The organism is Devosia sp. RR2S18 (genome assembly GCF_030177755.1).
Taxonomy (GTDB): domain Bacteria; phylum Pseudomonadota; class Alphaproteobacteria; order Rhizobiales; family Devosiaceae; genus Devosia; species Devosia rhizosphaerae.
The window spans coordinates 773,082-798,970 of the sequence record NZ_CP126539.1; the positions used below are offsets into that span (position 1 = coordinate 773,082).

At 59.6% G+C, this 25,889-nt stretch carries 26 protein-coding genes; 13 read left to right on the plus strand and 13 right to left on the minus strand.

What is annotated here, in order from left to right:
- Positions 1–10 precede the first annotated feature (10 nt).
- Positions 11–694 carry a GntR family transcriptional regulator gene (locus QOV41_RS03765; protein WP_284579626.1) on the minus strand — a complete coding sequence of 228 codons (684 nt, stop codon included), beginning with the start codon at positions 692–694 and terminating at the stop codon, positions 11–13.
- A 131-nt stretch (positions 695–825) separates the two neighbouring features.
- On the opposite strand from QOV41_RS03765, the gene QOV41_RS03770 reads away from it, so the two are divergent.
- From QOV41_RS03770 to QOV41_RS03785, 4 genes are all read left to right on the plus strand, one after another.
- Positions 826–2,355: an aldehyde dehydrogenase family protein gene (locus tag QOV41_RS03770; protein WP_284579627.1), complete on the plus strand. Its 1,530-nt coding sequence runs from the start codon at positions 826–828 to the stop codon at positions 2,353–2,355.
- A 99-nt stretch (positions 2,356–2,454) separates the two neighbouring features.
- On the plus strand, positions 2,455–3,420 hold the full coding sequence (locus QOV41_RS03775) for a sugar ABC transporter substrate-binding protein (RefSeq protein WP_284579628.1): 966 nt from the start codon (positions 2,455–2,457) through the stop codon (positions 3,418–3,420).
- Positions 3,421–3,527: 107 nt separating this feature from the next.
- The gene (locus tag QOV41_RS03780; RefSeq protein ID WP_415926741.1) at positions 3,528–4,544 is read left to right on the plus strand and encodes an ABC transporter permease; all 1,017 of its coding nucleotides are present in this window, start codon (positions 3,528–3,530) and stop codon (positions 4,542–4,544) included.
- Positions 4,541–5,269 (plus strand): ATP-binding cassette domain-containing protein, encoded by a 729-nt coding sequence (locus tag QOV41_RS03785; RefSeq protein ID WP_284579632.1) that lies wholly within the window; start codon positions 4,541–4,543, stop codon positions 5,267–5,269. Before QOV41_RS03780 ends, QOV41_RS03785 begins: the two co-directional genes overlap by 4 nt.
- Positions 5,270–6,218: 949 nt before the next feature.
- Here QOV41_RS03785 and QOV41_RS03790 read toward each other — a convergent pair.
- Positions 6,219–6,881: an ArsR/SmtB family transcription factor gene (locus tag QOV41_RS03790; RefSeq protein WP_284579634.1), complete on the minus strand. Its 663-nt coding sequence runs from the start codon at positions 6,879–6,881 to the stop codon at positions 6,219–6,221.
- 59 nt (positions 6,882–6,940) lie between these two features.
- Between QOV41_RS03790 and QOV41_RS03795 the strand changes: the two genes are divergently transcribed.
- Positions 6,941–8,185 carry an MFS transporter gene (locus QOV41_RS03795; RefSeq protein ID WP_284579636.1) on the plus strand — a complete coding sequence of 415 codons (1,245 nt, stop codon included), beginning with the start codon at positions 6,941–6,943 and terminating at the stop codon, positions 8,183–8,185.
- 14 nt (positions 8,186–8,199) lie between these two features.
- On the opposite strand, the gene QOV41_RS03800 is transcribed toward QOV41_RS03795, so the two are convergent.
- The 4 genes from QOV41_RS03800 to QOV41_RS03815 form a co-directional block, all read right to left on the minus strand.
- Positions 8,200–8,730, minus strand: coding sequence for an AAA family ATPase (locus tag QOV41_RS03800; RefSeq protein ID WP_284579637.1), 531 nt, complete (start codon positions 8,728–8,730; stop codon positions 8,200–8,202).
- Between the two features lie 479 nt (positions 8,731–9,209).
- Positions 9,210–9,593 carry a type II toxin-antitoxin system VapC family toxin gene (locus QOV41_RS03805; RefSeq protein ID WP_284579639.1) on the minus strand — a complete coding sequence of 128 codons (384 nt, stop codon included), beginning with the start codon at positions 9,591–9,593 and terminating at the stop codon, positions 9,210–9,212.
- Positions 9,590–9,850, minus strand: coding sequence for a type II toxin-antitoxin system Phd/YefM family antitoxin (locus tag QOV41_RS03810; protein WP_284579641.1), 261 nt, complete (start codon positions 9,848–9,850; stop codon positions 9,590–9,592). Before QOV41_RS03810 ends, QOV41_RS03805 begins: the two co-directional genes overlap by 4 nt.
- Positions 9,851–10,613: 763 nt before the next feature.
- Positions 10,614–10,922 (minus strand): BrnA antitoxin family protein, encoded by a 309-nt coding sequence (locus QOV41_RS03815; protein WP_415926742.1) that lies wholly within the window; start codon positions 10,920–10,922, stop codon positions 10,614–10,616.
- Positions 10,923–11,197: 275 nt separating this feature from the next.
- Between QOV41_RS03815 and QOV41_RS03820 the strand changes: the two genes are divergently transcribed.
- From QOV41_RS03820 to gpmI, 3 genes are all read left to right on the plus strand, one after another.
- Positions 11,198–12,229: a serine hydrolase domain-containing protein gene (locus QOV41_RS03820; protein ID WP_284579642.1), complete on the plus strand. Its 1,032-nt coding sequence runs from the start codon at positions 11,198–11,200 to the stop codon at positions 12,227–12,229.
- A gap of 635 nt (positions 12,230–12,864) precedes the next feature.
- Entirely contained in the window at positions 12,865–13,656 is a 792-nt protein-coding gene (locus QOV41_RS03825; protein ID WP_284579644.1) for an ion transporter, read from the plus strand.
- 133 nt (positions 13,657–13,789) lie between these two features.
- Complete coding sequence (gpmI, locus tag QOV41_RS03830; RefSeq protein ID WP_284581168.1) at positions 13,790–15,328, plus strand: 2,3-bisphosphoglycerate-independent phosphoglycerate mutase; 1,539 nt, start codon at positions 13,790–13,792, stop codon at positions 15,326–15,328.
- Between the two features lie 51 nt (positions 15,329–15,379).
- On the opposite strand, the gene QOV41_RS03835 is transcribed toward gpmI, so the two are convergent.
- The 3 genes from QOV41_RS03835 to QOV41_RS03845 form a co-directional block, all read right to left on the minus strand.
- Entirely contained in the window at positions 15,380–17,047 is a 1,668-nt protein-coding gene (locus QOV41_RS03835) for an ABC transporter permease (protein WP_463054428.1), read from the minus strand.
- A 36-nt stretch (positions 17,048–17,083) separates the two neighbouring features.
- The gene (locus QOV41_RS03840; protein ID WP_284579646.1) at positions 17,084–18,112 is read right to left on the minus strand and encodes an extracellular solute-binding protein; all 1,029 of its coding nucleotides are present in this window, start codon (positions 18,110–18,112) and stop codon (positions 17,084–17,086) included.
- Positions 18,113–18,258: 146 nt separating this feature from the next.
- Positions 18,259–19,347, minus strand: a complete 1,089-nt coding sequence (locus QOV41_RS03845; RefSeq protein ID WP_284579647.1) for an ABC transporter ATP-binding protein — start codon at positions 19,345–19,347, stop codon at positions 18,259–18,261.
- Positions 19,348–19,898: 551 nt separating this feature from the next.
- On the opposite strand from QOV41_RS03845, the gene QOV41_RS03850 reads away from it, so the two are divergent.
- Positions 19,899–20,387, plus strand: coding sequence for a DUF2087 domain-containing protein (locus QOV41_RS03850; RefSeq protein ID WP_284581170.1), 489 nt, complete (start codon positions 19,899–19,901; stop codon positions 20,385–20,387).
- Between the two features lie 346 nt (positions 20,388–20,733).
- On the opposite strand, the gene QOV41_RS03855 is transcribed toward QOV41_RS03850, so the two are convergent.
- Complete coding sequence (locus QOV41_RS03855) at positions 20,734–21,219, minus strand: GNAT family N-acetyltransferase (protein WP_284579649.1); 486 nt, start codon at positions 21,217–21,219, stop codon at positions 20,734–20,736.
- A gap of 105 nt (positions 21,220–21,324) precedes the next feature.
- Positions 21,325–22,350, minus strand: coding sequence for a hypothetical protein (locus QOV41_RS03860; protein WP_284579650.1), 1,026 nt, complete (start codon positions 22,348–22,350; stop codon positions 21,325–21,327).
- A gap of 305 nt (positions 22,351–22,655) precedes the next feature.
- Between QOV41_RS03860 and QOV41_RS03865 the strand changes: the two genes are divergently transcribed.
- The 3 genes from QOV41_RS03865 to QOV41_RS19715 all read left to right on the plus strand — a co-directional run bounded on the left by QOV41_RS03865 (position 22,656) and on the right by QOV41_RS19715 (position 24,319).
- Complete coding sequence (locus tag QOV41_RS03865; protein ID WP_284579651.1) at positions 22,656–22,823, plus strand: hypothetical protein; 168 nt, start codon at positions 22,656–22,658, stop codon at positions 22,821–22,823.
- A gap of 56 nt (positions 22,824–22,879) precedes the next feature.
- A protein-coding gene (locus QOV41_RS03870) for an IS3 family transposase (RefSeq protein WP_415926715.1) occupies positions 22,880–24,006 on the plus strand; the annotation gives its coding sequence in 2 pieces (ribosomal slippage) (positions 22,880–23,120 and positions 23,120–24,006; 1,128 coding nt in all).
- A gap of 70 nt (positions 24,007–24,076) precedes the next feature.
- A complete protein-coding gene (locus tag QOV41_RS19715) occupies positions 24,077–24,319 on the plus strand; it encodes a GNAT family N-acetyltransferase (protein WP_350150521.1) in 243 nt (80 codons plus the stop codon).
- On the opposite strand, the gene QOV41_RS19720 is transcribed toward QOV41_RS19715, so the two are convergent.
- Positions 24,316–24,720 (minus strand): cytidine deaminase family protein, encoded by a 405-nt coding sequence (locus tag QOV41_RS19720; protein ID WP_350150524.1) that lies wholly within the window; start codon positions 24,718–24,720, stop codon positions 24,316–24,318. The genes QOV41_RS19715 and QOV41_RS19720 overlap by 4 nt on opposite strands.
- A gap of 196 nt (positions 24,721–24,916) precedes the next feature.
- On the opposite strand from QOV41_RS19720, the gene QOV41_RS03875 reads away from it, so the two are divergent.
- Complete coding sequence (locus tag QOV41_RS03875; RefSeq protein WP_284579652.1) at positions 24,917–25,585, plus strand: DUF2161 domain-containing phosphodiesterase; 669 nt, start codon at positions 24,917–24,919, stop codon at positions 25,583–25,585.
- 67 nt (positions 25,586–25,652) lie between these two features.
- Here QOV41_RS03875 and QOV41_RS03880 read toward each other — a convergent pair whose 3' ends face one another.
- Entirely contained in the window at positions 25,653–25,811 is a 159-nt protein-coding gene (locus tag QOV41_RS03880) for a hypothetical protein (protein ID WP_284579653.1), read from the minus strand.
- Between the last annotated feature and the right edge of the window lie 78 nt (positions 25,812–25,889).

Here is a 25,889-nt window from a genome sequence, read left to right on the forward strand (position 1 = left end):
CTTCGGGTATCTAGATGAACAGTCCCGCGTGTCGAGTCTCAAGATCGGGCAAGTCGTCGAGTATACTGCCGAGATGCTCCGCCATCGCGCTCTTGGCGCGCTCGACGTCCTGCTCATCGATTGCTGACATGATGGCCCCATGCTCCCTTACCCTGCGTTCCATATCAGACTCGCTTTGCAGGGTCATGTTGCAGACGCGGTCCATATGCGTCTTCATGTCCGCGATCGCGACCCAGGCAATGCCCACCCCCGCTCCTGTGGCAATGGCGATGTGGAATGCTTCGTCATGCTCCCGAAAAGCTGCGTGATCCAGCCCGGACGCAGCTTCCTCTTGCTTGAGCAGCAGATTGGCAATGCGCTTCCGCTGCCAGGGATCAAACGACTGTGCGGCTTTTGCTACTACCGCGATCTCAACTGCCTGGCGCACAAACAGCGCCTCGGTCATCTCCCGGGCTGAGATCCGGGCCACCACCGTTCCTCGGTGGGGGCGGATTTCGATGAGGCGAGAATTGGCGAGACGAATAAGCGCCTCCCGCACAGGCTGGCGGGATACCCCCAGGCGGTTGGCAATTTCCTGCTCTGACAGGCGTGTGCCAGGCAGCAGCTCCAGTTCGATGATGGCTCGGCGAAGATCCTTTTCGATCTTCGCCGCGGCACTTTCGCCGCTCTCCGCTGCCTGAAGGTCTAAGGTCATACTACATCTCGTCCATGCGATTGACAGCTGTACCAACCCGTCATACGGTACCATACAATTCCATACAGGACGTGATTAGATCCGTCCATCAGCCCGGAGGAGGGTAGGCTCAGCCTGCCAATTCGATGCTCATGCAGTCACGCTTTCAGGACAATTTCGTTGCGCCGAACCTTAGTGACACGCGCCTGTCGAGTAAACGCGCCTATCGCATGCTGATCGATGGTGTTTCGAAAGATGCAGTCTCTGGCCAGGTTATTGATCGGGAGAGTCCAGGTCATCGCAGTTGTGTAGTTGGAGCTTGGCCCCAGGCAACAGCAGAAGATGTCGGCGGGGCGATTGGCGCCGCACGCCGCGCCTTTGACCATGGTCCTTGGCCACAGATGAGTGGAGCGGAACGCTCGACCATCCTCCACCGGGTCGCCGAGGGCATCCTGGCGCATTCGGAGGAGTTGGCGCTCATAGAGTGCCTTGAAACGGGCAAGCCGCTTAATCAGGCGCGTGGCGAGATCGAGTACTGTGCCGACCTCTGGACCTATGCCGCAGGGCAGGCGCGAGGTCTAGAAGGAGATACGCACAATGCCATTGGTGCCAACCGATTGGGGCTCGTGCTGCGGGAGCCGGCTGGTGTGGTCGGCATCATCACCCCCTGGAACTTTCCCTTCATCATCGTCTCCGAGCGGGTGCCTTGGGCTCTTGGGGCAGGCTGCACGGTGGTGGTGAAGCCAAGCGAATTCACTTCGGGAACGACGATCCGCCTTGCTGAAATCGCCCTGCAAGCCGGAGTTCCTCCTGGCGTCTTCAATGTGGTGACTGGCTATGGTCCGGAGGCCGGGCAGGTGCTGGCAGAGGATCCGCGCGTTGACGTGTTGGCATTCACTGGCTCCGTCCGGGTCGGCACGCACCTAGCGTCCATTGCGGCAGCCGGGGTCAAACGCGTGGGCCTCGAACTTGGTGGCAAAGGGCCACAGATCGTCTTTGCCGATGCCGACCTCGAAGCCGCTGCCGATGGGATCGCCTACGGCGTTTATCATAACGCCGGCCAATGCTGCATCTCGGGCAGCCGACTGATTGTCGCCAATTCGGTTAGAAGTGCGCTGCTGGAGCGGTTGCTCGACTTGTCGAGGCGGCTGCCCTTCGGGGACCCGCTCGGGGAGGGCACCCGCTATGGCGCCATGGTGTCGCAAACCCACCTCGACAAGGTAGCGAGCTACGTATCCGCGGGAGTCAAGGAAGGGGCGGAGCTCCTCCTCGGCGGAGACATGGTCGCGGCCACTTCTGGTAACTACTTCGCTCCAACCGTCTTCGACAAGGTGCGGCCCGACATGCGGATCGCGCAGGAGGAAATCTTCGGACCGGTGCTCGCCACCATCGGCTTTGACACGCCAGAAGAAGCGGTTGCGCTCGCCAATGGCACACCATTCGGCCTCTCGGCCAGCGTCTGGTCGCGAGACCTCGAGACGGCAATCCAGACCACGCGGCGCCTGCGAGCAGGGCGATGCTGGATCAACTCGGTCATCGACGGCACGCCGGAAATGCCTATTGGCGGCTACAAGAAGAGCGGCGTTGGACGTGAGCTCGGCCGCTACGGCTTCGATGAATATTCGCAGTTCAAGGGTCTGCACATGACCCTGGGGCGGCCACAGCCATGGTTCCAGCACTAGAGGGCTGGAGCTGTGCACGAGATTGGTCGGTGCTGAGGAGTGCGCCGATTGATGCGGAGGTCTGAGGAGACTCCGCAGTCATCAAGGGAGGAGACGATTATGAAGTTGAGAGCACTTAGCAGAAGTTTGTTGGCGGGCTGTGTGGCTTGCGTCGGCGTCGGTGGAGTGGTGGCGCAGGATCAGGAGCAAGAACCTGTATCGGCGACGATGATCATCTATCTCGATCCGAGCGTGCAGTTCTTCAATCCGGTTGTGAAGGGTGCCCAGGACGCGGCTGCGGCGTTCAACGTGGATCTGGATGTACAGTACGCCAACAATGATCCGGTGCGACAGAACGACCTGATCGAAAGCGCCATGGCAACTGGGGTGGACGGCATCGCTGTTGCCATATCCAGTTCGGATGCGTTTGACGACAGCATCTGCTCGGCCGTTGAGGCTGGCATCATCGTCATCGGCTTCAACAATGACGACTTAGAAGGGGCGGATGGCAATTGTCGGCAAGCCTATGTTGGAATGGACGAGTTCGCTTCCGGCTACGAGCTCGGCACGCGGATGATCGAGGCATTTGATCTTAAGAAAGGCGATACGGTCTTCAACCCTCGGGAAATTCCTGAAGCCAGCTTTGCTGTCGCGCGTGGTGGTGGCATCGAAAAGGCCATGGAAGAGCACGGCATCGAAGTTGAAACGGTCCGGGCCGGTCTGGATCCTGCCGAAGCGCAGAACATCATGGCCCAGGCCCTGATCGCCAATCCCGACATCAAGGCCGTATTTGGCACTGGTTCGGTAACCTCGACTGTCGGTGCAGGCGCCATACGGGACGCGGGGGTCGATGTGCCCTTCGGAGGCTTCGATCTCGCTGTCGAAATCGCCGATGCGGTCGAGTCCGGTGCGATGTTCGCGACCATGGATCAGCAGCCCTATTTGCAGGGCTACTATCCCATCGCCATGATCGCCATGGCCGCCCGGTATGGACTGACCCCAACCGACGTGGACACGGGACAGGGCGCGTTCCTGGACCAGTCGCGCATCGGCACTATCAAGCCGCTTATCGGCACCTATCGCTGATCACTTGACGGCTCTGCCGGCGAGGCTGCCAGCAAGGTGGATCCACTTTGCAGGCAGTCCAAAAGAAGCGTCGGCGGAGCACACATTCTCCTGGACTGGAAATGACCGTGACCGAACTCACCAATGTTCGCGCCGCGCCTCGGCGATCGGCTGCGGAGTGGCTGTATCACATCCTGAGCATGCCCGCGGGCGCCATCCTCTTGGTGTTCCTGGTTGTGCAACTTGCCTGCATCATCGCAGGTCTCCTGTTCCCTGACAGCTTCCGCTATCTTTCCCCGCAGAACATGGGGATCATGATGCGCTCCGTGCCGGTGCTAGGGTGCCTGGCGCTCGGCGCCGGCATCTTGATGGTTGCCGGTGAGTTCGACCTATCGATCGGCTCGGTCTACACCTTCACCGCCGTCATCATGGCCATACTTGTGGGCAACGGCATCGATGCATTCATCGCGGCGCCGATTGGCCTTCTCATCGGCGCTGCCATCGGCCTGATCAATGGTGCTCTGACTCTCCGATTTAATCTGCCGTCCTTCATTGTGACACTTGGGGGGCTGCTCTTCTGGCGGGGAGCCGTGTTACTGATCAACGGCGCGGTTCAGGTCCGATTTGATCCCAATCCCATGTTCAACGCCATGTTCTCGGGCACTGTACTGGGGCTCAATGCCGCCTTTATTTGGTTTCTCCTGCTCTGCGGTCTGTTCCACCTGCTGCTGCATCGGCATCGCTTCGGCAATCATGTCTTTGCCACCGGCGGAAATCGTTCGGCGGCCACCGCGATCGGCGTCAACACGGCTCGGATCAAGCTCACGGCATTTGCCATAGCTGGCACTATGGCAGCGTTCGCGGGCATACTGGCCACGACCCGTGTGGGTAGTGTTCAGCCAGGCCAAGGCACCGGACTGGAACTACAGGCGATTGCGGCTTGCGTGATCGGTGGGCTGTCGCTGCGCGGCGGCCGCGGGTCGATACTGGGCATCTTCCTGGGCGTGATGCTGATCTTCACCATCACCGACGTCCTGCTGCTGATGCGGGCGCCAGGCTTCTATCTCGACATGTTCATCGCCACCCTCATCGTCGTCGCTTCGATCTTCAACCACGGTCTTGATCGTCGGGGAGACGCGTCATGAGCCTTCTTGCTCTACACAACATCAACAAGTCCTTCGGTCCGCTGAAGGCGCTGACTGACCTCAGCTTCGAGATCGGCGAGAATGAAGTTCTTGGGCTGCTAGGCGACAATGGTGCCGGCAAGTCCACGACCGTGAATCTGATCTCGGGCATTCACCAGCCAACATCTGGGTACATCTCCGTCAACGGCAAGAAGCAGTTTTTTACCTGTCGTAGGGACTCAGCCGATGCGGGCGTAGAGACCATTTACCAGAATACCGCCCTGGTGGATTCCCTCTCGATTTCCCGCAACATTTTCCTGGGGCGCGAAGTCACTAACCGGTTTGGCATGCTTGATTTAAAGCGTATGCGCGACATCTCCATGCAGGTGCTCGAAAGCGCCGTGCACATCTCAGGTATCGACTCGCCAGATAAGCTGGTGGGGGATCTGTCGGGCGGTCAGAAGCAGGCGGTCGCCATCGCCCGTGCGGTGTTTTTCAAGCGGCGCATACTGCTTCTAGATGAGCCGACTTCCGCCCTGTCGGTTCGCGAAACTGAAGCGCTTCTCAACCAGGTTCTGCAACTTAAGCAGGAAGGTGTCTCAAGCGTTCTCGTGACGCACAATCTCTACCATGCCTATCAGGTCTGCGACCGCTTCGTGATCATGAGCCACGGCACCAAAGTTCTGGACGTGGCCAAGGAGGACACCACAATTGAAGAGCTCACCGGTCACGTGGTACTGACATAGCAACGGCCCGAAGAGACCTGAGCCAACGGCTGTTTGGGTTTCCATTAGCTTTAAGGCAGCTTCCATCCGGACACCGGTCAAAGCTGCGATTCCCTGCGAGGCTGCGGCTCAAGTTCGTTGTGCATGCGGGCCGCTGGGATGGGGAAGCTTTCGTCCGGAATGGCGGCGTACATTGCCAGGTATTCAGGAAAAATGGATGGTGCAGGAGGAGCCATAGCAGCAGTTACTGGTGGGATAGTGGTGGTCGTGCAGCCGGCAAGAGCCAGAGCGGCAAGGCTGGAAGCGCCCAGCATCATGTGCCGGCGCGAGATTGGTGTTGAATGCATGTCTTTGCAGCCTGTGGGGGTTGCCTCTCAATAGATCTGGATGAGGGTGTTACCGGCTTGAAGGCGCCGGCATCCTCACGGGGCTTGTGGTGGCCGGCACCGTCCCTCGTTTGCCAGACCGGCAACCCCAATTGCATCCAGTTGAGTGAAGGTTGCGACTTGCTGCTCGAAAGTGCAGCTCACCGTCAGCGGCAGGACGCCAGTCGCCTGCTGGCATGGGATGGCATGCCCTTTGACCTTCTTTGAAAGCCGGTGCCTTCTGGAACAATGCGTCCGCTTCCGCGCAGACATCCTGATCGGCGACTGTCCAGAACTGCCCAGTTGCCGCACTTGCAGCCATGGTCGGCCCGGACATGGATGCCAAGCTGAACAGTGCGACAACGATGAGGATCAAGAGCCGGCTCATAAGCGATGTCTAATATATCCAGCGCCGAGATGCGAGGTGACGCAAGATAGAGTTCGCGTGCGTTGCGCCGGTACAGCAGCGGCTCGGCCAACCGTGGTGTCGTAGTCCAAGCCTGCAGTACTCCGGTGGCTCTCCAATCGCTAGCAAGCGATGCCTATGCTCCGATCCCACGCTCCCGCTGATGATGGCGGAAGAAGAGCATGAGAACGCCCAGAGATCACCCCGCTTTTATCGGGTAACCCCCGGCCTTCCACTCGGGAAAGCCTTCGGCCATGCGCCTGACCACGTACCCCCGTGCCCGAAGCGCAGCAACGGCCTGGTGCGAGAGGACGCAGTATGGGCCCCGGCAGTAAGCGACGATTTCGCGTGTGGTCGGCAGCTCCGAAAGCCTCGCCTCCAGTTCACCGGGTTGGATGTTTAGCGCGCCAGGCAAGTGACCGGCGGAGAACTCGTCGGCGGGGCGGACGTCGAGCACCGTTACGCTGTCGCTTTGCATTCGAGTCCGTAGTTCGGCTGTCGTGATTGGCTCCAATTCGTCCGGATCGGTGAAGTAGGCGTCGATGATCTCCTGAACAGCGCCGATGTTGTGGGCAGCCAAGTTTCGCAATGCGACGACCGCTTCGGTGATCGGCCCATCCTGCAAGCTGTAGATGATGTTCTTGCCGTCCCGGCGCCCCGTGACCAGCCCCCCTTTGCGGAGCTGCTGCAGGTGTTGGGAGACATTGGCGAAGGGAAGCCCTGTTCGCTGCACCAACCTTTCCACTGGGTGTTCCCCCTGCGCTAGCAGTTCCAGGAGCTCGAGCCGGTGCTCACTGGCGAGGAGGCGGGCCAGGGCTGCGAAGTGGCTGTAAAGGGCACGCTTGGGGTTGTCGCTTGACATTCCGGCTCCGCTTCATTCAAGTTCTGCGTTGAATGTATTCGAATGGAGCGAAATCTGCAATGCGTCCAATGCACCGCCAAGTGGCCCTCCTCGCAACCGCGCAGGCCCTGTTCCAGATTGTCTCAGCGCTGGTAATGACCATCGGCGGGCTTGCCGGCAGCATCCTTGCTCCGTCTCCGGAATGGGCCACCGTTCCTATCGCTGCTATGTTCCTGGGAACGGCGGTATCGACTGTCCCGGCCTCGATGTGGATGACCCGAGTAGGCCGCAAGATCGGGTTTGTCACCGGAGCCAGCCTTGGCGCCCTTGGTGGCCTCTCGGCGGCGGCGGGCATGCTCACCTCGTCTCTGGCCCTCTTGTGCCTGGGCACCTTCCTTGCTGGCGCCTACCAGGGGTTTGCCCAGTTCTATCGGTTCGCGGCATCGGAAGTGGCAGAAGGGGACTTCAAGCCACGAGCGATCTCCCTGGTGCTCGCCGGAGGCGTTGTGGCGGCGGTGCTCGGGCCTTTGCTTGCCCGCTTCGGTGGGGAGCTGATTGGGTCGGCTTACACCGGATCGTTCCTCATCCTGTCTGTAGCGTCGCTGGTGGCGATCGGGGTTCTGCTCGGTGTCGATGTTCCCCAGTCGGTGGATACTCCCGAGGAAAAGGCCGCGGTTCGCCCTTTGACCCAGATCGTCCGGCAGCCCACCTACATGGTCGCCATGTTCGGTGCTGTGACGGGCTACGGCATCATGATCATGGCCATGACCGCCACGCCGCTGGCGATGGTGCACCACCACCATGGGCTGGATGCGGCAGCCACCGTCATCCAGTTGCACGCGCTGGGCATGTTCCTGCCCTCGTTCTTCACCGGATCGCTAATCGCCCGCTTCGGCGTACTGCAGGTGATGTTCACCGGCATCGCCCTTCTCACCGGACACGTACTGATCACCCTATCCGGTACCGGCATCTACTCCTTCAGCGCGGCTTTGATCCTGCTTGGTGTGGGTTGGAACTTCCTCTATATCGGCGGCACCAACCTACTTACCCGCGCCTACACAGTCGCCGAGAAGGGCAAGGCACAGGCTACCAATGACCTTACCATCTTCATCGTCGGGCTCTTGGCATCGTTGAGCGCGGGCGTCCTGCAGAATACGATTGGTTGGCAGGCGATGAACCTACTGCTATTGCCGTGGCTAGCCTTCGCTGCTGCCGCTATTCTCTGGTTGGGCATGACAAGCAGGAAGGCCGTGGCTGGCGTAACCTGCCTCGACGTTGTACACTCTACGGCAGCTCTCGGGATGGCATTGTCGGAAGCCGAGTAGCAAAGACAGGGTCGCTAGCTTAGATGGCGCAGGACGAAGTCCGCTCGATCTCCTACCCCGACCTTCGGCAGGATGAACGTGTCGTACCCAAGCTCGCGGTACGCGATCAGCAGGCGGTCGTACTCTGCGATCGCCTCGGCCAGAGTGTGTTGCCGCTGCTCGTCGGTCACGTAGATCTCTGGCCAGGGAGGCGTCAGGAAAACCCTCTGATGGTAGCGGTCATAGGACGCCAGTAGATCCTTGGCGGAGCTACCTGTCGCATACTCAAGCGCCACCGCCGCGTCCACCAGGCCTCGGTCGAAGAAGACGCAGCCGGGTTCGTCCACCATGCGTCTCCGGTCCTCGGACGCGAGATCAATAGCTCGTTTGGCGAAGGCGGAAAGGTCGACCCAAGGCAGGGCAAGTCCATCGCCGCGTTGCTGCTCCTCCACGACGCGACGACCCGGCTCGGATACGACGGCAAAGCCCCTCCGCTCCAGCTCTGCGAGGAGGGTCGATTTCCCGCCACCCGAACAGCCGGAAAGCACGATGTGCCGCAGGTTCATTGCATCTCGCATTCGATGTCTGCTGTCGGGGAAACCTACGGAGACTTGTAAGGACCGGGAAGGGGTCGGAAACCGCCACTCCACAGATACCCGCCATGATCGTTCATTTTCCAGCCGGTCAGCAGGATCTCCAGGTGCTTCGGCACGCTTAAAACCCAACAGAGTCAATTACCCGCCGGTGCAGCATATCTCCACGGGCAGTTCGCTGATCTGGCGCTGCTTATGCCGCCGGCGATGGCACTGAGGGTCGCTGCCAGCCAGCATAGGAATTCACGCGGCTCAGCGTGCCGGTTCAAATGAACGAAGCGATGATGGCCCAGTTCTCGACATCGGCACCGGCATCATGACCGGGGGAGGGGAGTGCGGTAAAACACAGCTTTCTTTGAAGCTTCATATTGGCGTGGTGTAAGAACGCCCGTGGATACGCTGGATGTAAGACGATTGCAGGACGTTATGGGCAAGCTGGACGCTGCTTGCACTCAGAGTGCCGACTGGACGTCGGTTTGCGAAAAATCGTCACCTACAAAGAGCAGGGCGCAACTGTGAGAGATTGCAAGGTCATAGGCGAAACAGTCGCCGTAGTTGAGCCCGGCTGGATGAACGCCCTTGCCCCAGCGTTGGTACGCGGCAGCAATGCGGCGGGCAGAGGCCGCAGTCACTGACACTGTTTCAAAGCCGAGACCCTCAAGCAGGGCGGCTACTTCCTCCGCAACGTTGCGCCGTCCGGCCACGATCAAGACCTCGGCTGCTGTGCCTGCAGATATCAGGAGCCGATCGGCTCCTTCGAGAACTGTCATGCAGACTTCCGCTTCGGGCTCATCGAAAACAATTGCCAGGAGAGCCGAAGTATCGACCGTAATCATTCCGGCATGCCATCATCATCACCGTAAAGGAAGTCCTGGCTGCGCGCGGCTGTGGGGCCAGGGCGTCTCTTGGCGGCAGCGGCTGCCCTGACCATTTCCATCAGTTGCCGCCGGCCGCGCGGTGTCGCTGCTGGGGCGCTCGGCACCAGCCGCGCTACGGAATTTCCATGGCGGGTGAGAATGACCTCCTCGCCAGCCTCGGCTCTCCGCACCAAGTCGGTCAATTGGCCTTTCGCCTCGCTCACCGGTATTTTCAATTTCCTGCTCTCCGCTCACCTATCTTAAATGGTCCACTTGATGGTCCAAGTCAACGGGCTTGTCCGTGTGGTGCCGATGGTGGGACCCGACGGCGATGTGCGTTTTGGAAGTAAGGCCGCACGACGATCTCGCAACGCCGGACGGCTTCCAATTAACCAGCTGCTTGGACAGCATGTTCCCCGGCACAAGACGCGAAATCCACTGATTGAGGGTTTGCGCGAAGGCCGGTTGAGGGTCGGCCAAAAGCCGACGGCCGCAATGTTCCACGCGCTCCTGCGCTAGCCCGCTGCAAGGCTTCTTCGTCCATAGCGAACTCTAAATTGGTGCCACGACGCTGGTGCACTTGACCAATCGGCAACCCATTTCAATGCGCCGCCGCGGCGAGTCAGGGCTGTTGGCCTCCATCAGCCGGTCTCCCGGCACGTCCTGGATCTTTCGGTCTGATATGGGAGCTTCTTGCCTCTGAGATCGGGCGCGTAATCGCGGTGTCGGGTGCGGCACTCCCTGAGCAAGCTGACAATGCCGGGGTAAGACCATGCCGAAGCATTGTGCTGCTCGTACTCGACACCAAGCGGTATCGGCTGCCGATGCACCGACGAAGTGCCTTGAGGAGCTGGCGGCAACGTCAGCATGTTCCTTGTCAGGCGCTGAAGCTTATGGCCCCGCGTGAGATGCCCGCTCCCAGAGAGGATCAAAGGTCACCCATTGTGTGGAAGGAGCCGGGAGTTGCCTGGGATGGTATTTCCGATCTGAGCGGCTCCTTCAATCTAGCCTAGCAGCAGTACGTAGCGCGGCATTGATGCGGTCCTGCCACCCGGCACCATCCTCCTGAAAATGCTCGAGTACATCACGGTCAAGGCGGACAGAGACGAGCTCCTTTCCAGCCGGAACGGGCTTCGCCTTGGGCGCGGGATCGGTCGTTTTGCTTGTCGCTGCTTTGAACGCTGCTTCTGCGGTCTCGGTAGCACTGAGACGTCTGCGGGGAGGGTGGACCATCTTCGGCAACTTTGCTGCTGAGGAATGTAGATTGGGAACACTCCTTATAGGCCATAGGAGCTTGTTATAGGCCATAGGAGCTTGGTCGACCAAGATTCAGACGCTCGGCTACCATTTCTCTTGTTCTGCCCCCATTGATATCCGCATGCACAGGCCGGCAGGTGACTTCGTCCGCTTCAACTGAGCCCGGTCAAGGCTTGCTCCAGGATTGCCCAATGCCTGCTTGTTTCTCCTTCTCGCTTGAACCGGACAGTTAGCTCACGGCCCCGATTTGGCCAGCCGGCTCAGTCGCCCATCTCCCTTCAGCACGACGTGAAGCAACGCGTAGTCCTTTCAGGCTTTAGCGCTACATGAGTGTTCATCCTGTCTTGCCCGCGCTAAAGTCCGCCCTCCTGATCGGCATAGTTCTGCTGCCCAGCCTTGCTCTCGCGCAGGCACCAGACGTTAAGACGCGGCTCTCAACCATTCTTGCTGACGCTGAATCTCTGGTTCCGCTCGAGACGGTGATCGTCTCGCTGGATGGCGAAGTGGTTGCGCAACAGGGCTATCGCGGCAATTCGGTTGCCGAACCGACCAACATCAAGTCTGCCTCCAAAAGCATCATCTCGGCGCTTGTGGGCATCGCCATCGATCGCGGTTTGATCAAGGGGGTCCATCAACCCATCGCTGAGCTGCTCCCGGACGCGCTGCCGGACGACCCTGATCCCAGACTCGATGAAATCACGGTAGGCAATTTGCTGTCCATGCAGGCAGGGTTGGAGCGCACTTCGGGCCCAAACTACGGTGCTTGGGTCGCCAGTCCGAACTGGGTGCGTTTCGTGCTTGCCCAGCCCTTCGTCGACGAGCCGGGCGCGGCTATGCTGTATTCGACCGGTTCTTCCCATCTGCTGTCAGCTATTCTAACTCGGGTGGGCGGCCAGCCCTCACTTGAGCTGGCGAGGGACTGGTTGTCGCCGCTCGAGGATTTCTCCATCGCTGCATGGGACCGCGATCCGCAAGGCATCTACTTTGGTGGCAACCAGATGGCGATGAGCCCTACGTCGCTACTCACCTTTGGTGAACTCTATCGCAATGGCGGGCTCGCCGCTAATGGCGAACGGGTCCTGTCTGAGGCTTGGATTGCGCAATCGTGGGAGCCGCGAACCAATTCTCGTTTCACCGGAGACCAATATGGCTATGGCTGGTTCGGGCGTGAGATTGCCCAAGAGCCGGTGCACTATGGCTGGGGATATGGCGGGCAAATGCTCTACATCGTTCCAGATCTCGAGCTTACCGTTGTGATGACTTCCGACGAGAACAGTCCATCTGGTCGCACCGGGCACCGCGATGATCTGCACCACCTCCTCGGCGAGATCATCGAGGCGGTAAGATCGGGAGCCTAGGGTAACTCAGGGCAGGCAGCCCGGTGCAATCAGCAGGCAATCGCGAAAAAGGGCAAGTGGTCTATCGCACGAAATGAGGCCACATCCCACGCGCTGGTCTAGGCCGCCCCATTCCGGCTTGGCCGTAATCGGCGCACTATCGTGGTGGCGCGGTCGTGACGTCACTTCTAGGCACTGGGACGAGGAGCGTGACCGGCCGCAGCGCGGTCGGCTGCTGGCGACCAGTTGCCCCATTCCTATTCCATTCCCTTTGGATAGTAGGTGTTCGGCAGTCGCGCGCTATCAATCCACCCTGAAGACCGACTAGAAAGAGCCCCACCTCTTCTCTGTTGCCGTAGGGAAGGCAAACGACACTAGTCAAGCGCCTGTTCTGGCCTCGATCCAATGTTAGCCCAGTCCTAGGCAAACCGGCAGGGGCGTGCCGAAAGAAGAACTGTAGGCCAGGTGGCCTCATGAATGGCAGTGCGAAGGCGCCGGTCACAAATGGCGCGACCAGGCTGGCCGAAGTGCCCTGTGTAGCCGGATCGCCGCTATCGCGAGCAAGAATTTTATTGCCCTGAGGCTGGTCGGCGGCATGGTAACGCGCCAGCGCTCTAAGGAGTATAGTTGCTGACATTGCGAGAGGAGAGAGCTCCATGAACGAGGCTCCCGACCCTCAGAGTGGTCCACCCGACGACGAGCAGGAACGTTGGGCCGTATTGACCCAGCTCGAAGAGTGGCTTGAGCAGCCGATGCTGATCTTGTCGTTCATATGGCTCAGCCTGGTCATTGTCGAGCTCGTGTGGACGAGCTCGGGCGTCTTTGAATGGCTGGGCATCCTCATCTGGATCTTGTTCGTGTTGGAGTTCCTGTTGCGTTTCGCGCTGGCTCCCCGCAAGTTTCGGTTCCTGCGAGGCAATCCGATCACGATCGTTGCCCTTGTTGCTCCTGCGTTTCGGTTCCTGCGTGTCCTTCGCCTGCTACGCCTGACGCGTGGGTTGCGTCTTGTTAGGATCGTTGGCACAGCAAATCGCAGTTTCGGCGCAATGCGGAAGAGCTTCGGCCGTAGAGGGCTTGGCTATATGCTCGCCACGACGACACTGGTTATTCTGTTGGGCGCCGGTGGAATGCTGGCCTTTGAACCGGCTGGCGAAGTCAGCGGCGGTTTCTCCGGTTATGCGGAGGCAGTCTGGTGGACGGCAATGTTGGTGTCGACCACCGGATCAGAATTCTGGCCGTCGACCGCGGAGGGGCGGGTGCTCGCGTTGCTCCTGGCAATCTATGGCCTTGCGATCTTCGGATACATCGCGGCTAGCCTAGCGACCTTCTTCATAGGGCAGGAAGCCGCCGCAGTGGAAAGCGACGTCGCCGGTTCGCGCGAGATTGCTGCACTACGCGAGGATATTGCGGCTCTTCGTCAGGAGCTGCACCAAATGGCTTCGCGATGAATACGCCACGTTGTCCTGAGTTCAGGCACCGTCTCGTTAAGGATGCAACGCGAGCACTGCCGGGAGGATTACGGTGGTCGAGGGAAGATGCCGCCCTCTGCCGCGCGGTCGGTAAAGTGCAATGAAGGAGGCTGTGGTGGCGCCAAGACCGGTCGTTCTTACCATTCTTGATGGCTGGGGCTGGCGGGAGGAGTCCGCAGACAACGCGGTCCGCCTAGCCCGAACGCCGGTTTTCACCAGGCTGTGGGAGCAGTGTCCGCACGCCTTCCTCGACACTTCCGGATCCGATGTGGGCCTACCCGATGGACAGATGGGGAATTCTGAAGTCGGGCATATCAATGTCGGCGCTGGTCGCATCGTAATGCAGGATCTGCCACGCATCACCCGGGCTGCAGCAGACGAAACCCTGGCGCAGCTGCTCGAGGATACCGGGTTGATCTCGGCACTTAGGGCCAGCAATGGTACCTGCCACCTGATGGGTCTCCTATCGCCGGGCGGGGTCCATTCGCACCAGGACCATGCTGTTGCACTCGCACACATACTGGCGGCGTCGGGCGTCCGAACGGTTCTGCATGCCTTCACCGATGGACGCGATACGCCTCCGCAATCCGCTGCCGACTACCTGGCGAAGATCGAGGCTGCCCTGCCGCCTTCTGTCGGCATTGCGACAGTATCGGGACGCTACTGGGCCATGGACCGCGACAACAGGTGGGATCGCATCAAAACCGTCTACGACGCGATAGTGGACGCTCAGGGCACGGTTTTCCCTAGCGCCCAAGCGGCGATTGCCGACGGATACGCGAAGCAGGTCACCGATGAGTTCCTGCTTGCCTCGGTCATCGATGGATACTCCGGGCTCCAGGATGGCGATGCCGTGCTCTCGTTCAACTTCCGCTCTGACCGGGTCAGGCAAATTCTGACGGCTCTACTCGATCCCAAATTCGAGGGTTTTGCGCGAAGACTGCCCAGGCTCGCTGCGGTAATTGGCATGACGCAGTACAGCGATGAGCTGGACCGTGTGATGAGCGCGCTGTTTCCCGCCCAGACGCTGTCAAACGGCCTCGGGGAGACGGTTGCTAAAGCGGGGCGAACCCAGCTGCGGATAGCAGAATCTGAGAAGTATCCGCACGTGACATATTTCCTAAATGGGGGCGAGGAGACACCCTTCACTGGGGAAGACAGGATCATTGTAGCATCACCCGATGTTGCCACCTACGATCTCCAGCCCGAGATGTCAGCACCGGAAGTGGGCACCCGAGCCGCTGAGGCAATTCTGTCGGGCAGATACGACCTTATCGTTCTGAACTTCGCCAATCCCGATATGGTCGCACATACAGGGAACCTGAATGCAGCGATCAAAGCAGTCGAAGCAGTGGATATTCAGCTCGGCCGGATCGCCGATGCCGTGCATTCGGTTGGCGGGGCGCTGCTGGTGACTGCCGATCACGGCAATTGCGAGTTGATGCGCGATCCGCGCACCAGAGGGCCTCATACAGCTCACACCACAAACCCTGTTCCGATCCTGATCTACAACTCGGATCGGCAATCTTTACGCGACGGACGGCTTGCGGATGTTGCGCCAACTCTTCTCGACCTCATGAGATTGTCGAAGCCAGACGAGATGACCGGGGGGACGTTGGTAAGTTCGAATAAGCGGGATGCCGGGGTGTGAAGAACGGCAGGCAAAGTATAGCTGAGATCTTCGTCCGAATGTCGGCTCTTTTCACCGCAACCGGCCGGTGCGGGCCAACAGTATAACCGGCAGCATGCCCACGGCCACGATGATCAAGGCTGAAAGAGACGCTTCCTCGTAAGTTCCCCTTGCAGCTTCGCCATAAAGCAGAGTTGCCAAGGTTTCCACGTTTAATGGTCGGAGCAGTAGTGTTGCTGGCAGTTCTTTCATGCAGTCCACAAAGACCAGCAGCCCAGCAGCAGTGATTGCCGTGCGTGAGAGCGGCAGGTGAACGCGCAGCAAGGTGCCCGTGGCGGTCTCCCCCAGCGTACGAGACGCATGGTCAAAGGAGATCGGAATTCGGCTCAAGCCAGCTTCGATGCCGCCGGCGGAAATAGCGAGGAAGCGAGCCGCGTAGGCGTAGACAAGAGCGGCTCCTGAACCCAGGACCAGCAGGCCTATGGGAAAGCCAAGCCAGGCCTTGAACAGGGCGTCGAGGCTGCGGTCGAACGCGGCGACCGGGATGAGAATGCCGATGGCGAGTACCGTTCCGGGTACCGCGTACCCGAGTGCCGCGACCCGCGCCGCGCCATTGACCCACCGGCTGGGCTGCAGGCGAGCCGCATAGGACACGGCGAAACCAAGGACGAGCACGACGCCAGTACCGACGGCCGAGAGCAGGACCGTGTTGGCGGTTGCGCGGACCAATGCCGTCGAAACCCCGGCGAACTCGATGCGCTCGACGGCCTCCACCAGAAGGTAGGCGGCAGGGCCAACAAAGCCAATGAGGACGGGTAGGGTGCCTAACCCGAAGGCCACGAGTGACTTCCAGCCACGCAGGACCTCGGGCGCCATTGGTCGGGCCCGCTGGGCGCTTGCGGCAAAGCGCCTACTCCGCCGTGCCCGACGCTCCAAGACAATCAGCGCAAGCACGATGGCAAGCATCGCCAATGCGAGCTGTGCCGCCCCTGCCAGATCGGTTCGGACGATCCAAGTGGTGTAGATCGTTGCCGTCATTGTGCGAACGCCAAGGAATTGAGCAGCGCCTACATCATTCAGCGTTTCCATTAAGACGAGACTGATGCCGATCGCGATGGCTGGGCGGGCAAGAGGCAAGGCGACCCGCCAGAAGACTCCAGCGCGGGAGACGCCGAGGGTACGGGACACCTCCACCAGATTGGCCGCCTGTGTCAGGAACATGGCTCGGGTCGTCAAATAGACGTAGGGGTAGAGTACGAACCCAAAGACCAGGATGGCTCCCCACATCGAGCGAATATCGGGCAAGCGAAATTCGCGTGGGCTCGAATATCCCAGAAAGGCGCGCACCATGCCCTGAATGGGCCCTAGCGGGCTCAGCACATCCAGATAGGCGTAGGCCATGATGTAGGTGGGGACCGAAAGAGGCAGCAGCAGCGCCCATTCCAGCACGCCGCGCCCTCGGAAACTATAAGCGGACATCAACCAGGCTGAACCAGTGCCGATGGCGGTCGCTATCAATCCGGTGCCCAGCAGTAGGAGTGCGGTATTCCAGGCCGCTTGCGGCATCACATGCACTGCCACATGTGACCACAGCAATCCCGTGCTGCCCCCGAGCCCTGCATAGGCAATCGCTATAAGGGGAAGAAGCGCCAAGGCTGCGGTGACAAAAGCCACTGCAGCCCAGACGCTCGTACCGGTTAGCCGCCGCTGCAGCGGAGCTGAACTGAAAGCTATCGACACCGGAGAATGCGGCGGGGCGACCCCGCCGCCTGTCCGTTAATTGCCGAAGGTGTCGAAGTTGACTTCGTCCACCAGTTCGCTAGCACGCTGACGGTATGGCAGGATCTCGGTCAGCTGCATCTCGTCTGGCTGCAATGTGCCAAAGTCGGCGATGATGGGGTGGACTTCCGCCGTCTCGGTTACCGGATACTCGAAATTTGCTTCGGCATAGAGCTTTTGAGCTTCGTCCGAAACGAGATATTCGAGCAGCTGCACGGCCTCCTCGCGGTTGGGAGAATGTGCGGCAAGGGCCGCGCCCGAAACGTTAACCAAGGTTCCGCCATTTTCAAAGGTGGGCAGGATCACCTTGATTTCCTCGGCCCAGGCCTGCTGTTCATCGCCACCAGCGCCGCTGGTCATCAGGCCGACATAGTAGGAATTGCCGATGGCAATGTCGCAGACACCTGCAGCAATGTCGCGAGCACCGTCACGGTCGCCGCCCGCAGCGACACGAGCCTGGTTCGCCTTGATGCCTTCAAGCCACTCGCGAGTTGCTTCCTCGCCATACTTGGCGAGATAGGCGGCAAACATGGCGGTGTTGTAGGGGTGCTGACCCGAGCGGATGCACAGCCGGCCGCGCCACTCTTCATCGTCCAACTGCTCATAGGTGAAACCGTCTACATCGAGGTCCTTGGCCGCATAAAGCACTCGGGCGCGGCCCGAGAGAGCGAACCAATTGCCCTCCGGATCACGCAGAGCCTCCGGCACGGCACTCTTCAAAACTTCCGAGTCAACAGTCTGGGTCAAGCCGGCATCGACCAGGTCGACAAGTGCGCCGAAGTCCACGGTCATTAGAATGTCAGCCGGGGAGCTTTCCCCCTCTGCCGCTACGCGTTCGATCAGGCCGTCCTGGAGGTAGACGGTATTGACCGCGATGTCGGTCTTGGCCGTGAACGCATCCAGAATGGGCTGGATCAGCCCCGGTTCACGCGTTGTATAGATATTGACCTCTTGGGCCAGTGTCGGAACCGCAGCGCCGAGCATCAAGATGCTGGCAGCCGACGCGAGTGTGGCAAGACGGGACATGGTGCCTCCCAGGTGAGTTGTTGACGGTCGGACGCCAAGCTCTCCCCTGCGTCCTCAAGAAGGCATAAGGCATAGCTGACCGCCAGGGTCAACAATTAACTGCTTTCTTAGATTCGTTCTAATTCTTTGATCTTGTTGTAGTTTCGTCAGCTTCTCTGATGCAGGGCGGCTCGGGCGGCGTCATCTGCTGAAAAGACCATGACGTCCTTTGCCGCCACTTCGATGTTAACCTCTTGTCCCACCTCGATTTCGCAACGGCTGCTGGTACGCATCACCAGGGGATCGGCAAGACCGGGCAGTGCCAGGGTGATTTCCTCGATCTCGCCGAGCAGCACGCGCCCAAGCACGCGAGCAGTTGGTCCATCAACGCTGAGTGCGATTGCCTGGGGACGAACAAACAACTGCACTGCGCCCGAACTGCCGCATGGGGCCGGGAAGCGGCCGAGCGGGGTCTCCAGCCAGTCGCCCTTGCGCACTGCAGGCAGCCAATTGACCTGGGAGAAGAACGCCGCTGCATAGGCGGTCTGTGGATAGCTATAGATCGCGTCCCCAGAGCCGGTTTCGACCACCCCACCCTTGTGCATAAGCACGATCTCGTCCCCTAACGTTAGTGCCTCCTCAGGGTCATGCGTCACAATGATGGTAGTGGTGCCCAGAGCCTTCAGCAGTGAGAGCGTCTGCTGGCGGACTGAGTCGCGCAAACCCCGGTCAAGGTTCGAAAACGGCTCATCCATCAGCAGGATATGCGGTTGCGGCGCCAGAGCTCGCGCCAGCGCCACGCGCTGCTGTTCGCCCCCCGACAGCATATGCGGATAGCGGTCGACCAGGGCCTCGATGCCAAGGCGGGCAATCACGTCCTCCACCCGGGCGGCCGCAGCCTTGCGGTCGAGGTTCTTGAGCCCAAAGGCGATGTTCTGCCGCGCGGAGAGGTGCGGGAACAGCGCATAATCCTGGAACATGAAACCCACATTGCGCTTTTCCGGCTCCACGAAAGTGTCGGCACTGCTGACCACCTGTCCATCCAGCGCAATCGTGCCAGCCTCGATGCCTTCTATCCCCGCAATCGCCCGCAGCAGGGTCGACTTTCCGCACCCCGACTGCCCCACAAGACACACGATGTCCCGCTTTGCTATGTCGAGATCGACCTCGCGCAAGGCATGGACATCTCCAAAGCGCTTGGTCACGCTCTTGAGGCTCAGGATGGTTCGCTCGGTGCTTTTTTGTTTCAGGAGCATGGCTCCCACAAGATCATTGACAATCGAGTTGTCAAGGTAAGCCGGCCAGACGGAGCTCTGTGGGGTGGCAAGCTCGGTGGCTGCAACAGGCAGTTGCCTTTTCAGCTCCAACGAGATCCTGCTTGCCAGAACCGATAGGCCGCAGATCATGTGCAGTGTCGGCTATTCATGTTTGGCACGTCCGGTGCAGACATCAACATGCATGCGACATCCCTAGCCAGTCGCAGTCCACTCGAACAGTGGTTTACCTCTGCACCGATTGCAGGTGGCCCGTTCTACCGCTATTGTTGGGGCGGGTCCGCAGTTCACCCAGGCGTCACCGTCCCGAAAAGGGAGCTAAACCTGCTGGAAGGCCCGCACGCACTCTCGTTCTCGTGCCTCGTCGACAAGCCGGTGACCATCGATCTCCCAATCGGGCGGGCACGTGGAGAGCGACTATGCCCAGACACCTCATTCCATTTTCTACCGACGACATATCTTCCCTTGCAAAGTCGCTGCGCCGGCAGCTGGCGGACAGCACCACACTGCCGAGCCATCTAGAGCTCCTGAACATGTTGGCTAGGGCAGCCGGTCAGCGGAACTTTCAGCACCTGCGATCTCAAACCGAGCCTCGTCCAGTGTCGACATGGCCGGACGCGGAGCCTGCGTCGGCATCTCCGGAACTGCCTGCTTTTGTTGTGAAAGCTGCCCGGTTCTTCGACGAGAAGGGCAGGTTTACGGCTTGGCCCGCCCGAACAAGCCTTCAGAACCTTTGTCTTTGGGTGCTTTGGTCCGCAATGCCTGCCGACCACGCTTTCACAGAGCGCGAGATCAGCGACCACCTGAACATGCTACATACATTCGGTGACGCAGCTATCCTGCGGCGGACGCTCTGCAACCTCGGACTGATGAAGCGAACGAAAGACGGCCGGGTCTACCATCGGTGTGAGGTCATTCCTTCGCCGGAAGGGGCTGCTTTGATAAAGCTGTTGGCTGGCCGTTCGACCCTGAGACGATCAGGCACTGAGATGCAGAGGACTGCTGCATCTGCCTCTCGGTGAGCAGTGTGGTCTCGCCAATGACCTACTTGGGTCGGCTTTTAGCTCACTCGCACTCCGTCGATCAAAGGCCACGAGAGAACTCGGCCGATGCGCGGCGTATGGGGCTGAGTAGATGTGCCTATCAGCTTGCCGTCACCATACAGATGGGTTGCGTCACCTCCGTGGTGCCCAGTCGCCAGGGAGACCACATAAGTCCTTCCAGGTCAGCTGGGGTGAAGGGCCGGATGTCGAACATGTCCTGCAAAAGACGCTCAGGTCCAAACCCCGCAACGGGTGGAAGCGGTTATCGCGAAAACATGGTTTAACGGCAGGTATGCGAGCAGAATTTGCAATGCCTTCGCAACGCTCATTTCATGGCCAACATAGGTAAGGCCGGGCCCCACTGCGTTTGCTGAGGTGGTCCAGAGGGCTCAAATCCTACCTTCTTGTAGACGGCTATCACTCGAGCATTATCTGGATGCGGATCGGTTGCGATCACAGGTACGCACTCATCAAAAAGAGCCTGCATCCGCATCGCGATAAATGCTGCGCCATGCCCAACCCCGACCATTTCAGGATCTCCGATGAACTGGTCGATGCCCCGGGCGCCCCTGGGCAGGTAAGCAAATGGGTGATCCTCCCACCCGTGGACTGTGTAGTCCTGCATGTACGCAAAGGGGCGACCGGTATTTAGAACAATCCAGCGTCTTACTCGAGGATCAGTCAAGTCCTTCTCGTCGTACGGTTCCCGGTGCCACCATTGACGGACATGCGCGTTCGATTGCCATCTTGCCAACATACCAAGGTCATCCGGCGTCACCTTGCGGAAACTGTATTGATCGGCGGCTGTCATGCGAACAGCTTAGCAAATCCGCCAGGCAGTCGGTATGGGCTTATAGAACCGCGAAGGCTTCAGGCGGGGGGCAACAGCCGAGATGGCCAACCGGGAACACCGACCTTACACATTCGAGCGCTGCGAAGGCTGCATATCGCCTATCGCAACAAAGCGGCTATCGCGATCAAACACCCCGATGCATGCACGCGCGACAACAAGGGCAACTGCAAGGATCATGATGGGCAATATGATCAGTTTGGCAATGTAGGCGACCGCCAATCCAATTAGAAGCGCGAACAGCTCTTCGGACCGCTCAAGGAACGTGTCGATTGCGGTCAAAGAGCTTGTCACCTGACCGATAGCTTGAGTGCCAATAGTAACGGCTTGCCCTCCTAAGCCAGAGATAGCACCGCCCACGGCATCTCTCGCCGACCCCAAAGCGCTTGTTAGGTCCCCCCACAGAGTGCCCTGCTCTGCAGGTACGCTGGGCTTTAAGCCGTCCTTTGGCTCTGGAATCTCGGGCAGTTCGGTTGCTGCCTCCAACTCGCCTGTAAAACCGGAGAGGTCACGTCCGAGATTGGCGTCAGGAGGCAAATTCTGGCTACGCGATGCTGCGGCATCCACATAGCTACCGCCCAACACGGACGCCAGCGCGTAAGTGCCAGGCAACGCCACCAGTCCCATTAGTCCAATCGCGATCATAACCGCCGAAACGCGGCGGAGGGCGCGGAGATAATGGCGTTGCACAGGCGGTAGGAACTGCATGGCAGCGGGAACGACCAAACCTATTCCCAACACAATCGCTGACAGGGAGGTCGCGATAGGCAACATCACGAAGAGGACGCCTGAGAATATGGCCAAGGCGAATAGGAGGTTTGCCATCCTTTCGACGGTGTCAATCACTGGTGTGATGACTTGGCCCGGACTAGCTTCCAATCCGATCACCCCTATCCCGCCACTTAGATCTGCATCAGCAGGGACTGCCAGCACTCCTTTCAACACACGCAGTGACGTGTAAGACACCGCCATGGCAGCTGCGACATCCCGGTTGTACTGGACTCCCCTCTCGAGCAGCGGGTTCGCGTAGGGTTGGAAGGCAAGTATCAACGACAGCGCGATCGCTAGGGACAGGAGTAATTTTCTCAGCACGGCAACCCCAACGTCACAGAAGGCGGGCGGCGTGGATAGGTCGCTTCCGCTATTCTCGTAAACCGCAGCCTTGCCACGGTCTCGCGTCAGATTCCTGGCCGCCTAACCAAAGTCAACTGATGCGACGCACTGCAAGTGGCTAATCCGAGGGTTCGATTGAGCCACAACAGGGGGAACCGCACACTCCCTCGATACCGGGCTGTTCTGGAGTTTCCGAACTGCCCGCCCTCGGGTAAGTTGGGGCCAGAAGCAGACGATCTCCGTTCGCAGTCGGAGTACCTCTCCCCCTCAACTATCTGGGTCTCATGACAATCATCATTCGCGATGCTGCCGAAGAGGAGATTCCCGCGATCTTTGAGGTTCGTACGAGCGTGCGGGAGAACCATCTATCGGTCGAACAGATGGCGAAGTTGGGCATCACGAACGAGACGATCCGCCAGGCTCTCCGCAAGGAGCCTTGCATCTGGGTCTGAATAGCCCCTAGATTTGTAGACGCCTTCTTCCCTAATTTTGAGGCAAGGAGGCCTACATGGGCAAAGGCAATTTCAGCGACGAGTTCAAGCGGGACGCGGTGCGTCAGATCACCGAGCGGGGGTATCCCGTTTCGGAGGTGTCGCAGCGTCTGGGGGTGAGTGCTCATTCGCTCTACGAGTGGCGCAAGAAGTATGCATCGGATGTTTCCAAGGGTGGGGATCAGGCCGATGAGATCCGGCAGCTTAAGCGAGAACTGGCGCGGGTCACTGAGGAGCGCGACATCCTAAAAAAAGCGGCCGCGTACTTCGCCAAGGATGCAAAGTGAGGTACGCGTTTGTCGCCGAGCATCGCCAGCAGTTCTGTGTGCGCACCATGTGCCGGTGCCTTTCCATCCATCCCAGCGGCTATTATGCGTGGCTCAAAAGCCCTTTGAGCAAAAGGGCGCGGGAAGACATTCGCCAGACCGAGCTGATCGAAGAGGCCTGGAAGCAGAGCGGCAAGGTTTATGGCTACCGCAAGCTGCATGACGACCTGCTGGACCAGGGCGAGACCAGTTGCGCCAATCGTGTTGCGCGCCTGGCCAGACTGGCCGGGATCAAGGCTCAGATCGGCTACCGGCGCCGGCCTGGTGCCTATGGAGGCAAGCCATCTGTGGTGGTCGACAATACCCTGGCTCGTCAGTTCGACGTCGATGCGCCGGACACCGCCTGGGTGACCGACATCACCTATATCAAGACCATGGAGGGCTTTGCCTATCTGGCCGTGGTCATCGACCTGTTCTCGCGCCGCGTCGTCGGCTGGTCACTACAAAGCCGGCAGACCAGTGAGGTCGTCCTTCAGGCCCTGCACATGGCTGTCTGGCGCCGAAAGCCACAGAACACGGTGCTAGTCCATTCCGATCAGGGCTCCCAGTTCACCAGCATGGACTGGGCTAGCTTCCTGCGACACCACAATCTGGTTCACTCGATGAGCCGGCGCGGCAACTGCCATGACAATGCTGTGGCCGAAAGCTTCTTCAACCTGCTCAAGCGCGAGAGGATCAGGCGTCGGACCTATCGGACACGGGACGAAGCCCGCCAAGATGTGTTCGATTACATTGAGATGTTCTACAACCCCACCCGAAAGCACGTCCGCAACGGCATGCTCTCACCCGTCGAGTTCGAACGGCGGCACCAAATCTAACCCCGAAGGTGTCTACAGAACACGGGGCTATTCAGTCGCCGTAAACGGAGACGATATAGTCGGCTTCTCAATGGCGGATGCCGCGGATGCCTGCGTGTTCGCTGCTTTCGTCCGGCCGCAATGGCAGGGGCAAGGCATCGGACGCCGTCTCATGGAACGAGCGGAAGCATTCCTGTTCGAGCGTCATTCGTCGATCTGGCTCCACACCGACGGCTCTTCGCGTGCTGCCAGCTTCTACGAACGGTTAGGATGGGAGCGAATGCCAGAAGTGGAGCAACGGGATGCCCGGTTTGAGAAGCGCGCTTGGCGCTAGGCGAGTGGCTCGGGCCAAGCGTGCTCCGGAATAAGCTCTCGCAGTGGACCAGACGTGGCAAGTCCAAGCACGATTTCTGCGTCCAGATTTTCTCCGTCGATTTGCCGCATAAACTCGCGGCAGACACCACACGGTGGAAGTACGTGGAGTTCGCCCGTTTTGTCATTCTGCCAAACAGCCACGACCTTTCGTATCCGACACTCCCCCGACGTTATCATCGCTGCAATTGCACTACGTTCGGCACATAGGCCCCAGCTTGCGGTATCAACGCAAACGCCCTCATAGATCTGTCCATTGCTTGATACGACTACCGCTCCCACATCGCCGTGCAGCCGACCGTCACCTGTATGATGGCGCCGAATTAATTTAGCGGCGCGGTTGATCAGTTCTTTGTTTTCCATGCACTTAAAACTAGCATTGCTGCGACTTTTGCATAGGAACTTGCTGGTTCCATCATCAGCTTTGTTCGATTAGACGTCGAAGCCGATGCTCCCTCAAGCTTGCTGAGCCGCTTTGCCCCGCGGAGGTGGTCTGAGCGCGTGCACCGGGCGAGTGACTCAGCTACGGATGCGCTCGTCATCTCCAACAAGTGGTACCATGGCTGAGACCGATCTCTATCTCCCACTCAAGACGTTCCTGGAGGGGCTGGGTTATTCGGTGAAGGGCGAGGTCAACGGCTGTGACCTCCTTGGCGTAAAAGAGGGTGATCCGCCCGTTCTCGTGGTGTGCGAAATGAAGTTGAGCTTCAACCTGGAGCTTGTTCTTCAAGGCGTCGACAGGGCAACCGCTTGCGATGAGGTCTGGCTGGCGGCCCGCTTGTCGAAAGCTGGCAAGGGACGGGAGCGTGATGCTCGGTATCGCAATCTTTGCAGGCGCTTGGGGTTCGGGCTGTTAGGTGTCTCCGCGGCTGCGTCGGTAGAGATTATCGTGGCTCCGTTCGCCCTCACTCCTCGGAGGGACTCGAAACGAAGATCCCGCCTGCTGGAGGAGCACCGCCGCCGCGTTGGTGACCCGCAAAAGGGTGGCGGCAGTCGCCAGCCGATCATGACAGCCTACCGGCAGGATTGTATCGCATGCGCCAGAGCAATGCTGACTGCGTCACAAACACCGAAACAGCTAAAGGTGCTGGTGCCAAGAGCGCCCATGATCCTGAGGCGAAACGTCTATGGGTGGTTCGTGCGCGAGAGCAGGGGTGTCTATGGTCTCACCAATCTCGGCCGATCCGCCGTCCAGAGTTACTCGCAGCAGGAGGAGCCATCTACGTGAGCAGGCGACCTTACAGTTGCTTTTGTGATTTCATGAGGATGGAAGTCGATCTCATTGGCACTACCGTTCATTCCAATGGGCCAGGACGAGCCAGACGCTCATTGATCAGGATATCACCCGCTTCCTGAGCGCTGATACGAATGGTCGCTAACCGGCGTTTGCTGCTGGTGCCGTCATGGTTGAAGTTCGCAATCGTCCAATCGTTGCCGTCGAGCAGCTCTAGCATTCGCGGGCTGGCCATCGAGATCAAAGCCAGCAGCGTGGGAGCACTTGATCAAGTCCGCAGGTCCTTGAACTTCTGCAT